This is a genomic window from Pygmaiobacter massiliensis (genome assembly GCF_900199435.1).
GTDB classification, from domain to species: Bacteria; Bacillota; Clostridia; order Oscillospirales; family Ruminococcaceae; genus Pygmaiobacter; species Pygmaiobacter massiliensis.
Map to the genome: position 1 here is coordinate 876,504 of NZ_OAML01000002.1, position 14,751 is coordinate 891,254.

The window sequence follows — 14,751 nt, forward strand, 5'->3', positions numbered from 1 at the left end:
GCAGATGGATTCATTCATTTGTTTGTTAGCCTTTCCTGAAAAACTCTTCTTAACCATAGGGCATTATAAAGATTGGCCCTTAAAAGCAACTTTGTTCTAGGTGAAAAAAATTGCCACATGAAATCATGTGGCAATTTTTGTATAAAAGCAGTTAATCAATGACAGTGGGGGTGCGCCCAATGCCTACGGCAGCTTGTGCCAGCCGAGTCCAGGTTCTGCATCCGCAGATACCGTCGGCTGTCAGGCCATTGTTGCGCTGAAATGCTTTCAATGCATTTTCAGAGTTCACTCCAAAGATGCCATCCAGCGTTTTGGTGCTGTATCCCAGCGCATTCAGTGCATCCTGCATAATTAAAACATAGGTGTTTCTGCTTCCGTTTCTTACGGTCGGATAGCCGGAGGTTCCTCCGCAGGCGGGCGTGCCATAACGGCGGTCAAAATGCACCCAGGTCGGCGTCATCGAAAGGGGTTCCACGTAACCCCACACGCCAAGACTATAAGCCACATTCCAAATCTGGCGTCTTTGCGCCGCACTTAAGGTCTGGCCAACGTCAAAAGCCACGCCGGCATAATGCTGGCTTGTAGTGCCGTGACCACCCTCCCAAATGCGTTTAAAGGCATATCCTACTGGGATAGCCGAGCCGTAGGTCTCGCGGGTAATATTCCAGCTTTCCATGGCCGCGGTGGTGGTCCAGATGGTTGGGCTCTTGCTCGACCCACGGAACTCTCTTACCAGCAGCGTGCGCCCGGTGGAATACGGCATTGGCTCAGTTAGCTCACGGTAGAAGGTGTAGAACCGGTTGGTATAACCATCATAAACTAAAATTTTGATTTTTGAGGTAGTTCTGTTTATCGCATCATAGTAGAAGCCAACGATAACATCCCAAGTGGCTTCGTCCACCACACCGGTAACCGGCAGGCCAAATGCTTCCTGGAAGTCTTTGACGGCCTGCTCTGTCTGCGGACCAAACCAGCCGTCCTCATCGATGAAATCCACCGCGCAGAAGCGCTCGCCAATGGCAAGGATAAAGTATTGTAACGCGCTGACAGCAGGCCCGGCACTGCCAAGGCCCAGTACATAACCCGGATAATCGCCCGACGGCGGAACTTCCATCTGTCCGGCAGAGGCAGAGAGCAGTCTTTCCACTACGGTCTGCATCGTCGCCCAGGTTTCTGCGTCCACCACGCCGGTGACGGGTAGCGAGAACAAATCCTGAAACTCTTGCACTGCAATTTTCGTATTGGCATCAAAAGTACCAGTAATCTCAACACTGCGCACTGTGTCAAAATAAAAATCACAAATGGCGAGAACATATTGTACAAAAAGCACCGCGGTTCCGCTCATTCCCTCTTCCACCGCATGGCCAGGATAAGGTAGATTCTGATAGCGAACAATCGGCCCGTCTATTGTTCTCAGACGAATGACGGAGTTATAAATGGAGCGCCAGGTAGCAGGGCCGACAATGCCATCCACCGTTAACCCAGCCAGCCGCTGGTAGGCGATGACTGCATTCTCGGTTGCTACGCCAAAGATACCGTCGTATGCGATGCGAGGAATTGTGGAATAATACGCACTAAGTAAGAACAGATAGAACTGAACTTCTTTGACTGACTGTCCGGTGCTGCCTGCTTTGAGCGGCGTGCCCGGATATACGCCCGGTGTCTCATTAAAGTCTACGATTGCGTTGACAATCGCCGAATATACTTCGTACATTTTATCCCATGTTGCCTTGCCGATGATGCCATCTGCTGCGAGATTGAACCTATTCTGGAAAGCAATAACCGCATTGCGTGTAGCAGCTCCAAAAATGCCATCGGGATTAACAGCAGGGATCGTGGGATAGAAGTTGCTTGCAATTGTAATATAGAACTGTGCCAGCCGCACCTCATTACCACGATCACCAAGCTTTAGATTAAAGCCGGGGAACTGGCCAATCCAATCTACGCTTGGCCGTGCAATGTCGGTTTCAATGCTGTTAAAGGTGTTATAAAGTGCAGTCCAGGTTGCAGGGCCAACAATGCCGTCTTGCGACAGATTTACGGTGGCCTGGAATGCTTTGACGGCGTTGGTGGTCGCCGCACCGAAGATGCCGTCTACCGCCACATTGGGCACACGGCTGTCAAACTGAGAAGTTACAGATAAGTAGAACTGAATACGTTTCACGTTGGGGCCTGTGTCGCCACGCGCAATTGTGTAGCCGGGGTAATTACCCGTGGGTGGTATGCCGGTTGGCTTCTCTCCTTCGCTGGTTAGCTCTGCAAGCTTTTTCACGGCTACATAAATGTAGCTGATTTTGTACCAAGTCGCTTTGCCGACAACACCATCTTGCGTGAGTGAAAACTGTTTTTGGAACTTTTTGACCGTTTCTTCTGTGCTAGGTCCAAAAACGCCATCTACGGGTAAAGTGCCCAAAAATGGATAGTTTTTTGTAATGCGATTCAGCTGGCGCTGAATAATGCTTACGTTGGTGCCTGTGCTGCCTAGGGACAACGGAGAACCGGGGTAGCTGGATGGAATCGAAGCAATATTGTTTGTTGTCACAAGCTCGATGTTGCTGCCGTAATAATACTGCAAAATCTGGAATGCGTTTTTGCCTTGGTCGGCTAAAGTTTTTGTGCCCCATTGCTTCATGCCCGGGCAGTTGGGGACGATTTTGCCGTCGCAGTATTCTGCGTAAAACGGCTCTATGTTGCCAGTTTTTCTGATGTAGGTATTAAATATTTCATCTACGATTTTGCTAATCGATTCAAAAATATTTCTGCCATGCACATAGTACTGGTCAAAGCTGGTGGAGTTGGTAATGGTAAAAGTATATCCTTTGCTGGGATACCATTCAGTAAATACGCGGTTTAAAGCCAGGCTGATTTGCGCATAAATATTAGCTTTCAAGCTTTCCGCCGGCCAAGTGGGGTAAATCTCACTGCTGGCAACGTTCTTAATGTAATCTCTAAACGACACGGTAACATCTCTTGCTGAAGCAGTCGGGCGCCCTAAGTGAACAATGACATTAGTCGGAATAACGACCTCGCGCAGAACAAATGTGCTGGGATGGCAATAGGAAAGAGGCTCGGGGCCACTGCCGCCATCGCCAGAAAACAGCGAATGCATCGGGACATTATAAATTTGTGGTGTTGCTCTTACATTCGAATTTTCATTTTCGGGCTGCATTTCAAGCGTCATCAAAGAGTTTTGTCCAGCAAAAACCTGGATGTTTCTCACCGTTACAACCTGCCAGCCTTCCAGTTCGGCCGCAACAGTATACATCGAATAAGGAAACACTGTGGTGTTGTTTTCGTCCAACGAATATTCAACATCCGGAGCAGGCAGCTCTACAGGAATAGAATACCCATTTTCGTCGGTTGTCACTTTGTATAATTTGCCATCGTCAGAGGTAATAACTGCATTGACGAATTGTACCGGCAAGCCGTCTCGGGCAGAGCGGGAAAAAATCTGAAGGTAACCTGTGCTCATAAAAATCCTCCCTAAAGGTTTATAGTATCTTTTCAATGAGGTTCCGGATTATTGCTCCATCCCTCGCAAGAGGGCAGTTTAAAAATCCATAGCCCCCTTATGTTACTAATATGCTTTAGGCGCCATTTGCGTTACCGACACACTTTTTCTCTTATCGTCAGATTTTTTCAATAGTTCTGGTTCTATCGTAAAAAAATTGTACTTGCAAGTCATTATCCTGTACCCCAAATTACAGTATAAGGTTTTTATTTTATTTAGTGGTATAGCTGTACGCAGAATTTCCATATGAATTATCACGCTGGTTTTGCGCTTTTAAGCTATTGGCTGCTGCGCCTTTAGTACACACGCTGTAACGTAAATACAGCAGGCTATCTTTTAAAAATAGCCTGCTGTATTTTGTTTGCTGCCTTTTTAATGAGATAAACAAAAGGGGCGCGGAGGAAGATTCGCGCCCCTTTTGCCCGCCAGTACGTTCCCTGCAATTAGAACATAAACCCAGCGAAAATTGCCAAGAGAAAAATAGGAATATCCGAAGCAATGAAGGTCGGCACACAAGTATCCCAAATATGGTCGTGCTGACCGTCTGCATTCAGACCAGCCGTGGGTCCAAGGGTGGTATCGGATACAGGAGATCCGGTATCGCCAATGGTTGCTGCTGCCGCAATCAGCAGCGTAGTTGCGCCAGCACTAAAGCCGAGCTGCGCGCAAAGCGGCACATACAGCACCGCCAAAACAGGCACGGTGCCAAACGAGGTGCCAGTGCCCATAACAATAAAGAGACCAACCAGCATCATAACAAAAGCGCCCAGCAGCTTGCTGCCGCCGATGAACGCCAGCGAACCCTGAATCAGCTGGTCAACGCCGCCGCTGTCACGCAGCACGGCACTGAAGCCATTAGATGCCAGCATAACAAAGGCGATAAAGCCCATCAGTCCAACGCCCTGATCCATGATTTTGTCCATGTCAGACCATTTGACCGCTTTGGTGAGGAACATAATTGCAAGGCCAACCAGTGCGCCAAGCGGCAAAGAGCCGGCAATCAGCTGAATGGCAAGTGTAGCGACCGCTGCAATAACTGCGGCATAATGTTTGCCGGTCATATGGGTATCAACCGTGTCCAGATCCACTGCAAAGCCTTCGATGTTTTTGTACTCTCTGGGTTTGCGATACAGGAACAGCACAACAAAGATAAAACCAATCAGCATAACAATGCCAAGCGGCCAGGTATAACGCCATACTTCCATCTTTTCAACAGGCATACCATTTTTGGTCATGTTGTTGGAGATGATGCCATGGTAGATAAGGCCGAAACCGGCGGGGATTGCAACATAAGGTGCGCGCAAGCCAAATGCTAAGGCGCAGGCAACCGCTCTTCTGTCAATTTTCATTTTGTTCATGACGATAAGAAGGGGCGGAATTAAGATGGGAATGAATGCGATATGTACGGGAATGAGGTTCTGAGACAGGCAGGCAACTGCACCGATCACGAAAACAAACACAAGTGATTTTCCGTTGACCATCTTTGCAATTTTCACTGCGAGAATATCCGAAACGCCAGTGTAACTGATGGTGGCGGCAAGTGCGCCAAGCATCACATAAGCCAGTGCGGTTTCAGGGTCTTCACCAATACCGGCAATAAAGGTGGTCATCGTTGTCTGGATGCCCATGCCCGAAACAAGACCTGCCGTAACAGCCGACGCAAAAAGCGCAAGCAGAACGTTTACCTTTAAAAAGCAGAGAACCAGCAGTACGATAACAGCAATAAGAACCGGGTTTGTTAAAATCATAAAACAACCTCCTGTTTTTATAATGCCAAAGCTGGTAAAATCAAAGCGGAAATCTTTTGCCTTTTCACTTCATGTGGAAAAGTGGCGAAACGAACTTTTGAGGTAGCTCGGCAGCCGGTTGGAAAAGCAAATTTCTGTTTTGAATTATCAGATCAGCACATGATACACTCCGCCAGCAAACACACCGTGTGCTCAATGCGGTTCCTCCCTTCCCCACGCAAACTGTGAATGCTCTTAAACAAGATCGGCAAGGCGAGCTTTTGCCAGCCCAAAACTTTTATGCCGCAAAAGGCCAGCTTGAATTTGCAATAAAAAAGAGAGCATCATAATGCGCAATCCGCCACCGTTTTTCTTTTCGTTTTGCACCTTTTGCCTGGCAGCCGAAATGCATGCCACGCATATGGATTTTCGTCTCTTCCACTTGCATATTCAATTTTTCAAAAGCAATCTTCCGAATTTGTGGTGATTATAGAGCTGCTTGCGTCAAAAAAATGTCTAATTACCCTTGCGTTTTGCTTCAAATTCTCGAATTTCAATAATTTTTTTAGGAGTAGGTTCCTGTACCACTCTAAAAATCGGCCGATATTTTCTCGCTTTGCATTTTCGCCTTGTTTTACCTATAAATTAATATTTTTGCTCTACTCTTTTGAACTTCAATTTCTAAAATAGACTTTTCAACTTTACCACTTGTGGGCATTGCATATATGCCTAGAATCCCGCTAACAACATGCAAAGAGCATCGTTTTTTGTGGCAGGATTCTGCTAAGAAACCAAGTCGAAATTCTATCAAAACTCAAAAAATAAGTAAAAATAAACCTTTTTGATCTATTTGCTTTGCACCTTTTCTCATATGTATTTTTATCTCACAAATTATCTATTCTAATACATATATATTTCGTCCCTTTCACCTCAAAGACTGATCCGAAACTAAGAACCCGCTAAGAAAGAAGCCCGCAGGGCTTTAGGGGGTGTTTTTTCAGCGCAGCACCTTCGAAAGCTACTAAAAAAGCTTTTTGCGATTCTCGTGCATCTCTTTCCAAGCAGCACAAAAGTGCATCAAAAGATAGCTAAATCGCTCTGCTGATGAGCAAAACCAACTGGCACTCTTCTCTGCTTGGAAGCCGTACAACACGAAGCTACGCTTTCTATCTTTCAACCTTTGGGTTCTAAAAATCATTCTAATTTTACTTTCAGGTGGACTTTTTCTGTTTTCAGGGTAAAATGAAAAGAAAAGGGCAACAGGAAGATTTCAAGATGAGTTGTTCCAAATGTGGTTTTGCCTGCCCGCCGCAGGCAGCCTACTGCCAAAAATGCGGGGGCAAATTAAAGCAATCCGGCCTCAGCTGGTCATCCACCAAAAGCTGGGCTGGTGTCGGCACGCGAGGCACTTCCATTGCACCCCTTGTTTCTCTTTCTGTCGAAAATCAGGCCAAAAACAGCGGTCGGCTGGCACTGCCAAAGCACTTGCCCCCGTGTTGCAGCCAACAGGAGCGCATTGGTATTGCCCCACTTGCGGAGAGCCAACCCAGCAGGGCGCATCCTTTTGCAAAGGATGCGGTCGTGATTTCGGCTAAAGGGCACGGAAAAGGAGAACCCAGCAATGAAAAAGCTTCTTGTCACCGGTGCCGGTGGCTTTCTCGGCCAGCGTACCGCTGCCTATTATGCAAGCAGCTACGAGGTCGTTCCCTGCACACATCAAACGCTTGATATTACAAACGAAATCGCTGTGCACCGCCTAATTGCTGCCGAACGGCCAGACTTTGTGCTGCACTGTGCCGCAATTGCAGACACCGGCTATGCACAGGCGCATCCGGAAGTATCTGAAGCGGTAAACCTACGCGGTACGGTCAACCTTGCTAAGGCATGCGCCACTTATGATGCTAAACTCGTATATATGAGCTCAGATCAGGTTTACAGCGGCAATACCGAAAGCTTTGCGCTGCCGGAGGAGATTTCACTTTCGCCTAATAATATTTACGGCCTGCATAAGCTGCAAGCAGAAAAAGAGGCTGCTGCCTGCTGCCCCGGTGCTGTTGCGCTGCGGCTTACCTGGATGTATGACCTGCCCTCCAGTCCCTACAAGTCAAGCCGCAACCTGCTATCCAATATTGCTGCTGCAAGCCACACCGGTACGCCTTTGCGTGGTGCCACACATGAGCTGCGCGGCATCACCAGTGTGTGGGAGGTTATTTCACGATTTGCTGCCTGCTTTGCTCTGCCGGGCGGTGTGTACAACTACGGCTGTGAAAATCACTTGAACACTTATGAAACATTATGCCAGGCGGTACAGCTTTTCGGGGCCGACCCCGCAACACTGGTAATTGCAGATAGCGAGTTTTGCCGTAATCTTTCAATAGATACCACCAAACTGCGTAGTTTCGGTATTTCCTTTCCGAATACCATCGAAGGACTGCGCATTGCGCTTGCAAATAAACGGTGAATGCTTTTTTGTTTTCCGCAATTGCTTTACCCAGCGTCTTTAAATCGTCGTTTACGAATCTTCTCAAATGTTTTATCCGTGGGACAAGCTGCCAAGTATAAAAGTCGCGTTTTGCTTTTATATTGCGCTGTTTTACAGTTTACGGCCCGCTACTCTTAAAATAAAAAACAGCAGCCTTGCTTTAACAAAAGCTGGCTGCTGTTTTATTATTTATACTTTTTTAATGCGGTTAAAGGTTGATACCGCGATAATTTTCATCCAAAGTTTCGCAGGAGTGGTGGAACGCCTGCAATTCCTCCGGCGTAAGGTTCAGCGCGAGCACCCGCTGCACACCGCTGCGGTTGACGATGCAAGGCGCACCTGCAAATACTTTCAGCTGTTCGTAAGCACCACTCATGCGGGCACTCACGGTCAGCACACTGTTTTCGTTGCCGAAAATGGCACGAGTAATGCGGGCAAGGGCCATACCGATGCCGTAATAGGTCGCCTTTTTTGCTTCGATAATTTTATATGCCGCAGTACGGACCTCCTGTTCGATGCGGTCGAGATCCTCGCGGCAATAAGTCTGCGGAGATTCTTTGCAGAGTTCGAGTACAGGTTTGGTGGCAAGCAAAGCTTGACTCCAAGGCACAAATTCGCTATCTCCATGCTCGCCCATAACATAAGCGTGGATATTGCGTGGGTCGACCTGGAAATACTCGCCGAGCAAATATCGCAAACGAGCCGTATCCAGCGCAGTGCCGGTGCCCAAAACGCGGTTCGGTGCAAATCCGGAAAGTGCACAGGTTACACGGGTCATGATATCCACCGGGTTTGTAGCAACCAAAAACAGGCCGTGGAAACCGCTGCCAACAATCGGATCCACGATGCTTTTAAATACTGCTGTATTGCGTTGCAGCAAAGCCAATCTGCTCTCGCCCGGCTTTTGCGCAACACCGGCACAGATTACTACAATGTCTGCATCGTTGCAATCGGTGTAGGCCCCGGCGTAAATCTTCATACTGGTTCCGCTAAAGGCAAGGCCGTGGTTTAGGTCCATCGCCTCGCCTTCTGCACGTTTTTTGTCAAGGTCAATCAGCACAAGCTCATCACACAGGTTTTGGTTTAGCAGCGCGTAGGCGTAGCTCATGCCTACCATGCCGCAACCTACCAAAACGACTTTTCTTTGATCGTTTTTCATCGTTTTTTCCTCCTGTAATCATCTGTAACTAGTATATCCTTAGGTTAGCCGGTTAGCAGCGTTTCGTGGATAAAATAGGCGTTCATTTTCTTTCTCGACAAAGTTTATCTTTTTATAATAGGAATTTGTATCTTCGTCGCATATTCGGCAGAAGTTTGGGTGGTTAGGCAATCAAAAATGCAGTATTCATACGAGGGTCCTGCTATTTCGTATCCGGCTGTGGTAAGGCTTGCAAGGAGCTTTTGATAGGTATTGCCCATGGTTTGGTAATTGCCGATATGGTAGGTCTGTGCATAAAGGCCTGCCGGTTTGCAAAGCATTTTTATTTGCGCGCCGGGGATTGGCTTTTCCAGCGGCAAAAAGACGTAAGAAAATTGAAGAAATTGTCCTGCTTTTAAATTCTGCTCTGCCACCATATTGCCGATTTGGTAAAAAAACGGCAAATTATGCTCAGAGGCATCACGCAGCAACCTTTTTAACGCAATATCCACTTCTAATAGCCCTGCCGGCTGGTCCGGCTTTTGTGCAAACAGATACTCTTTGCCACATTCTACAAACACTGTTTCGGTTTTACTGCTGCCGGCAAATTCTTCGATACTGGCAATTTTATGCTCCAGACGCTTTTCCACTGCCTGCCAGTGGGCTATTTTTTGCTGCACCTCTTCTTTTTGCGTCGTTAGCACCTCTACCGTACTGGCGCGGGAACGATGCTTCCGGTGTGCTTTGATCTCCTTCAGTGAAAGCCCTGTTTCTCGCAAAATCAGAATGCTGTCCAGCTCTTCCAACTGGTCGGGCGTGTAATAACGATACCCGTTTTCCGGATTTACAATTTTAGGCGTAAAAACGCCTTCGCGGTCATAGTAAATCAGTGTTTGCTTGGAAAGACCGCTTAGTTTTGCCATTTCTCCTACTGAAAAACAAAGGTTCATATTTCTCCTCCACAGCCTGTTGACATTATAGTAACTATATGCTTTATAATAAGCAGTGTCAAGGAGGCTCTTTTTATCATGCAAACCAAATCACAACAGTTGAAACAATCCTTTTTGCATTATGGCACTATGCTGTTGGGTGTCGCTATTTTAGCATTTGGGCTTTTTAATGTGCATAGCCAGAGTAAAATTACCGAAGGCGGCGTACTGGGAATGACCCTTTTGCTGCACCACTGGCTGGGCATCACGCCAGGTATTTCTGGCTTGGTGATGGATATTACCTGTTATTTTATCGGCTTTCGAATGCTGGGCAAAGCCTTTTTAAAGAATGCGATTTTCTCCAGTATCGGCTTTTCTGTCTGTTATAATCTTTACGAGGCCTACGGGTATGTTTTACCTAATCTCGGCGATCAACCACTGTTGGCCGCGGTGGTTGGTGGGTTGTTTGTCGGCATTGGCGTAGGGCTTGTAGTGCGCGAAGGCGGCGCTTCGGGCGGCGATGACGCGCTTGCGATGATTATTGCCAAAAACGCCCGCTGCCGCATCTCGAAAGCGTATTTTCTCACCGACTTTGTTGTGCTGATGTTTTCGCTTTCCTATATCCCCTTCAAAAACATCCTTTGCTCTCTTGTTACCGTTACCATCTCTTCTTTCTTGATTGATAAACTACAAAAGCCTGCCGCTTTTGCAGAAACCGCATCTTCTAATAAAGATGGTGCCGAGCAAGAGGAAGATTCCACTGATGTTTCTGCCTAACTTTTTTGGAAATTCCACTTGACAAAACCGAGTGGAATTTCTATAATGAACATTGTTCAGTATGGGGAGGGCAGCCGTGAATACAATTATCACATCTCGCCAGGCAATTTTAGATGCCTGTCGTACCCTTGCGCTTGAGCAGGGGCTACACGCAATTAATGTGCGTGCCGTTGCCGCTGCCTGCGGCATCGCAGTAGGTTCTGTGTATAACTACTTTCCTTCTAAAGCGGACTTAATTGCCGCTACCATACAGGACGTTTGGCAGCATATTTTCCAGTTCAGCAAAATTGCACCTCGCGCCTCATTTGCAGAGCTGATTGGTGAAATCTACCGTGAAGCGCTGCTGGGCACACAGCAATACCCCGGCTTTTTCAGCGCGCATTCGGTCAGCTTTGCCAGTGCCGAAAAAAGCAAAGGCCGGCAAGTGATGGAAGATTATTTTGCCCAAATGCGCGCCGGGCTGCTACAAGCGCTGAACAACGACCCCGCCGTTGCGGATGGGGTTTTTGACGAATCTTTTTCTCGCGAGGCTTTTGTAGATTTCGTCTTTTCGCATTTTGTTTCTCTGCTGATGAAGCAGGCAGGCTCTTGCGAAACCTTGCTGGAAGTAATTCGCCGTATTCTTTATACTGTTTAAACCCGCATTCAGCGGGTTTTTACTGCCCCATTAATGAACATTGTTCACTTACAAGAGGAGAGATTTTATGCAAGCAATTATGGAAACTCTGTTTGATGTCGTTTACCTTACCACGGTAACCCTGCTCGGCATTACGATGATTCGAAAAAACAAAGGCAATGTGCAGTACCTGCTGTTTGGCATTATGGCTGTTACGTTGGGTGCAGGCGATGCGTTCCACTTAGTACCGCGCGCTTACGCACTTTGCACCACCGGTCTGCAAGACTTTGTCGTTGCTCTTGGCATCGGCAAGCTGATCACCTCTATTACGATGACCCTTTTTTATGTGCTGCTTTACTACGTTTGGCGCATCCGCTACAAAATCAACGGCAAAAATGGTCTTACTGTGATAATGTATGTGCTGGCTGCGCTGCGCGTGGCACTCTGCCTGTTCCCCCAAAATGCCTGGACGAGTGCCGAAGCCCCTCTCTCTTGGGCGATTTACCGCAACCTGCCGTTTGCTGCAATGGGCCTTATCGTCATCGTTTTGTTCTTCACTGAGGCACGCAAACATAACGACCACGCTTACCGCTTTATGTGGCTGACCATTGTGCTTAGCTTTGGCTTCTACCTGCCGGTTGTACTGTGGGCAGACACTATTTCTTGGGTAGGCATGCTGATGATTCCTAAAACCTGTGCCTATGTTTGGACAATTCTCATCGGCTTTATGGCAATGAAAAAGGAGCAAAAACAATGAAAAAACTAATCAACCTTTCGCTTACCTATGCCATTGCAGGTATGGCCGGTGGGGTGTTTTATCGAGAGTTTACTAAATGGAACGGCTTTACCGGAGTTACGGCACTTGGCAAGGTACATGTGCACCTGCTGATGCTTGGCACCGTAATATTTTTGATTGCCGCGCTGTTTGCAAAGGTAACCCCCTTGCAGGAACAGCGGCTCTATCGTCCATTTCTTATCACCTATAATATCGGTGTTCCACTAACGGCAATTATGCTTATGGTGCGCGGCATTTTGGAAGTTCGTGCTGTACCGCTTTCTGCTGCGCTGAATGCTTCGATTTCCGGTATTTCGGGGATTGCACACATTATCACCGGCACCGGGCTGGTATTGCTGCTGCTTGCACTGCGCAAAGCCGCCGATGCCGCTACAAAATAGACTTCATTGATAAAAAAGGCTGGTCTTTAAAAGACCAGCCTTTTTTTTGTTTTGCTTGCTGCTGCGTTGCTTGCAGCACTCTTACAGCGTCTATGCGATAACAATTAAAGTGCCACTGTTTCCATATCAAGAACGACATCGCATGCCTCGCGCACTTGCATTGCATCAAAATAGCGTTCTTCCATCGGAATCCACCGGGTTTCAAAATCGCGGTACCACTCTGGGCCATTGCGCTCCAAAATACGCTGTTTTTGCATCGCCGGGCCAACGTCGCAAAAAATAGCAAGGTTATAGGCAACTCGAAACTCTGGACGCATTGCATAAGAGCCTTCGACGATTATATTCTGGCTGCCGTCAATGGTGCTGCTGCCGCTGTAATCCATCATCCGACAGCTAAACTGTCGATAGGTAAACGTTCTTGCCTGCTGCAAGCCCGGCAGAACTTCTTCAGCAAATCGCTCGTAATGCAGGTTGCCGCCGGGGGCCGCAAGCCGCGCTTCACTGCGCAGCGCAGGTGGCAAAAAGAAGTCATCCATATGCAGCTGCTGTGCGTCAAATACCGGCGCAAGCAGCGCGGCCAGCGTGGTTTTACCGGCACCGCAGCGCCCGTCAATTGCGACCACTGCCCTGCTTTTTGAGGCTATGTTATCAATTTGCACCAGCAATGGCAGCACCGCAGCATAAGCGGCTCTCACCACTCGATAAGCAGGATGGTAAGCCGCATGATATGCTGCCGAGTGGGAAAACGGTGCTCTACCCTGGTCGTTCCAAATTTTCAGCTCTGCGCGCAGCTGCTGCGCAGAAAGCGGCAGACTGCCAGCTTCGCAAAGCCGCACAGCCAGAGTCAGCTCGGCATCCATCGTCGTTGTATCCTCCGTCGGTGCCTGCGCAGAAAGGTAAAACAGCCGCGCAATCAGCTGTGGAGAAATACCTTGCGCTTTTGCCGCTGCGAGGTGCAGCCGAGCAAAACCCCGGCCAAGGGGCTCGGTTAGCGGCTGGGTGTCGTCCGGCGTTACCGCTGCCCATTCCTGCTTTAGGCGGGCTAACACGTCATTTTCGTTTGGCACCAGATGCCCGCAGCCGAAATTGCGCTGAAACAGCAATTTTAGTAGGTCTGTGGGCTGCAGTTCAGGGTAGGTGGAAAACTGTTGCTGCAAGAGTGGGGCAAGCTGTTCAATCAATCACAAAACCTGCTTTCTGTAAGGCAAGTGCGACAGGGGGAATTAAAACAAGGTGCAGCACAATACCGGGCAGCGCTGTCGCAAATGCGCCACTGAGGAAAATGGTAAGGTTAAACGGCACCGCAGAAACCGCAGCAATCACCGTCATTGCAATGCCCCAGACACAGCGGCCTGCAAGCATGGCGCCAATCAGGCTGATGTAAAGACTGCTGGCTTTCTTGGGCAGTGCACGGTAAAGCAGCCCTGCCACAAGGCCATAAGCCGCCAGCTCAAAGGTCATCGCCAGCCCCACGGGGAAGATGGGAGGCATCGAGAACATCAAAAAGCGCAGACCCGGCGCAATCAGTCCAACCGCAAGACCGTACGGCGCGCCACATACCAGGCCGCAAAGCAGCACGGGGATGTGCATTGGGGCAAGCATGCTGCCAACCTGCGGAATCTGGCCCGTCAAAAACGGCAACAGCAGCGCGGTGGCAAGCATCAGTGCAGAAAACACGAGTTTTTTTGTTTGGTTTTTCGTAGTGGTCATCACAAACTTCCTTTCCAGACAACACCATTCCTGCAACCGTGCAAAAAGCACTGCCTGGTGGTTGCTTTATAAAAAAGCACGCAGGCAAACACTGCCCTTTTTGAAAGGCAGTAAATACCTGCGTGGTATCATTTTGGTTGCATGGAAATTCAAAACACACGATACCGGCTTCTGCCGGCGATTATAATGTAAGTATAACAAATATGAGCTTTGCGTGTCAATTTGTTTGGCAGTATTGCAGGATGTAGGAAACCGCTGAAGCCAAAATTTCGCCTGTTCCGGCAGAGGTTGTGGTTACCACATGGTTGTTGCATTTATTAACCGGCAGCAGCACTTTTTCCGCTCTGCTCTGCCCTACTGCAACTGCCATTGCGGGGGTAATTTCTCCCCAAAGTGCATCAGCAATTACAATTCCGATGGGCCCTACAATAATGTCTGCCTGTTTTGCCGCTACCACTACGGGATTTTCGCCGGTAGAGCCGTAATCGGCCCCGGCTTTTACCATTGCCGCCGTAGCAATGCTGTTGGTACCAACTGCCCAAATCTCGGCCTCTACCTGTGCTGCGCGCAGCTGCTCAATCATCGTTTTCCCCATTCTGCCGCCTTGTCCGTCTATCACCACGATCTGCATCGATCGATTCCTCTTTTCTTTGTATTCTCAGTCGTCTTTTCTGCTTTTATTATA

General features: G+C 48.3%; 12 protein-coding genes. 5 read left to right on the forward strand and 7 right to left on the reverse strand.

The window, feature by feature from the left end; genetic code table 11:
• Positions 1-151: 151 nt before the first annotated feature.
• Both C1A11_RS04285 and C1A11_RS04290 read right to left on the reverse strand, forming a co-directional pair.
• Positions 152-3,472 (reverse strand): peptidoglycan-binding protein, encoded by a 3,321-nt coding sequence (locus C1A11_RS04285; RefSeq protein WP_242965806.1) that lies wholly within the window; start codon positions 3,470-3,472, stop codon positions 152-154.
• A 482-nt stretch (positions 3,473-3,954) separates the two neighbouring features.
• Entirely contained in the window at positions 3,955-5,259 is a 1,305-nt protein-coding gene (locus tag C1A11_RS04290; protein WP_102049163.1) for a Na+/H+ antiporter NhaC family protein, read from the reverse strand.
• Between the two features lie 1,600 nt (positions 5,260-6,859).
• Here C1A11_RS04290 and C1A11_RS04295 point away from each other — a divergent pair.
• Positions 6,860-7,699: an SDR family oxidoreductase gene (locus tag C1A11_RS04295; protein WP_102049164.1), complete on the forward strand. Its 840-nt coding sequence runs from the start codon at positions 6,860-6,862 to the stop codon at positions 7,697-7,699.
• 229 nt (positions 7,700-7,928) lie between these two features.
• On the opposite strand, the gene C1A11_RS04300 is transcribed toward C1A11_RS04295, so the two are convergent.
• On the reverse strand, positions 7,929-8,879 hold the full coding sequence (locus C1A11_RS04300) for an L-lactate dehydrogenase (protein ID WP_102049165.1): 951 nt from the start codon (positions 8,877-8,879) through the stop codon (positions 7,929-7,931).
• 104 nt (positions 8,880-8,983) lie between these two features.
• A complete protein-coding gene (locus C1A11_RS04305) occupies positions 8,984-9,808 on the reverse strand; it encodes a MerR family transcriptional regulator (protein WP_102049166.1) in 825 nt (274 codons plus the stop codon).
• A 78-nt stretch (positions 9,809-9,886) separates the two neighbouring features.
• Here C1A11_RS04305 and C1A11_RS04310 point away from each other — a divergent pair, with 78 nt between their 5' ends.
• From C1A11_RS04310 to C1A11_RS04325, 4 genes are all read left to right on the forward strand, one after another.
• Positions 9,887-10,564: a YitT family protein gene (locus C1A11_RS04310; protein ID WP_102049167.1), complete on the forward strand. Its 678-nt coding sequence runs from the start codon at positions 9,887-9,889 to the stop codon at positions 10,562-10,564.
• 76 nt (positions 10,565-10,640) lie between these two features.
• Positions 10,641-11,201, forward strand: coding sequence for a TetR/AcrR family transcriptional regulator (locus tag C1A11_RS04315; protein ID WP_180950241.1), 561 nt, complete (start codon positions 10,641-10,643; stop codon positions 11,199-11,201).
• 67 nt (positions 11,202-11,268) lie between these two features.
• Positions 11,269-11,937, forward strand: coding sequence for a hypothetical protein (locus C1A11_RS04320; RefSeq protein WP_102049169.1), 669 nt, complete (start codon positions 11,269-11,271; stop codon positions 11,935-11,937).
• Positions 11,934-12,356, forward strand: coding sequence for a DUF2871 domain-containing protein (locus C1A11_RS04325; protein WP_102049170.1), 423 nt, complete (start codon positions 11,934-11,936; stop codon positions 12,354-12,356). The genes C1A11_RS04320 and C1A11_RS04325 overlap by 4 nt, the downstream gene beginning before the upstream one ends.
• Positions 12,357-12,460: 104 nt before the next feature.
• Here C1A11_RS04325 and C1A11_RS04330 read toward each other — a convergent pair whose 3' ends face one another.
• From C1A11_RS04330 to C1A11_RS04340, 3 genes are all read right to left on the reverse strand, one after another.
• Positions 12,461-13,537, reverse strand: coding sequence for a uridine kinase family protein (locus C1A11_RS04330; RefSeq protein WP_102049171.1), 1,077 nt, complete (start codon positions 13,535-13,537; stop codon positions 12,461-12,463).
• Complete coding sequence (locus tag C1A11_RS04335) at positions 13,530-14,066, reverse strand: ECF transporter S component (protein ID WP_102049172.1); 537 nt, start codon at positions 14,064-14,066, stop codon at positions 13,530-13,532. Before C1A11_RS04335 ends, C1A11_RS04330 begins: the two co-directional genes overlap by 8 nt.
• 217 nt (positions 14,067-14,283) lie before the next feature.
• A complete protein-coding gene (locus tag C1A11_RS04340; RefSeq protein ID WP_102049173.1) occupies positions 14,284-14,697 on the reverse strand; it encodes a DUF3842 family protein in 414 nt (137 codons plus the stop codon).
• Positions 14,698-14,751 lie beyond the last annotated feature (54 nt).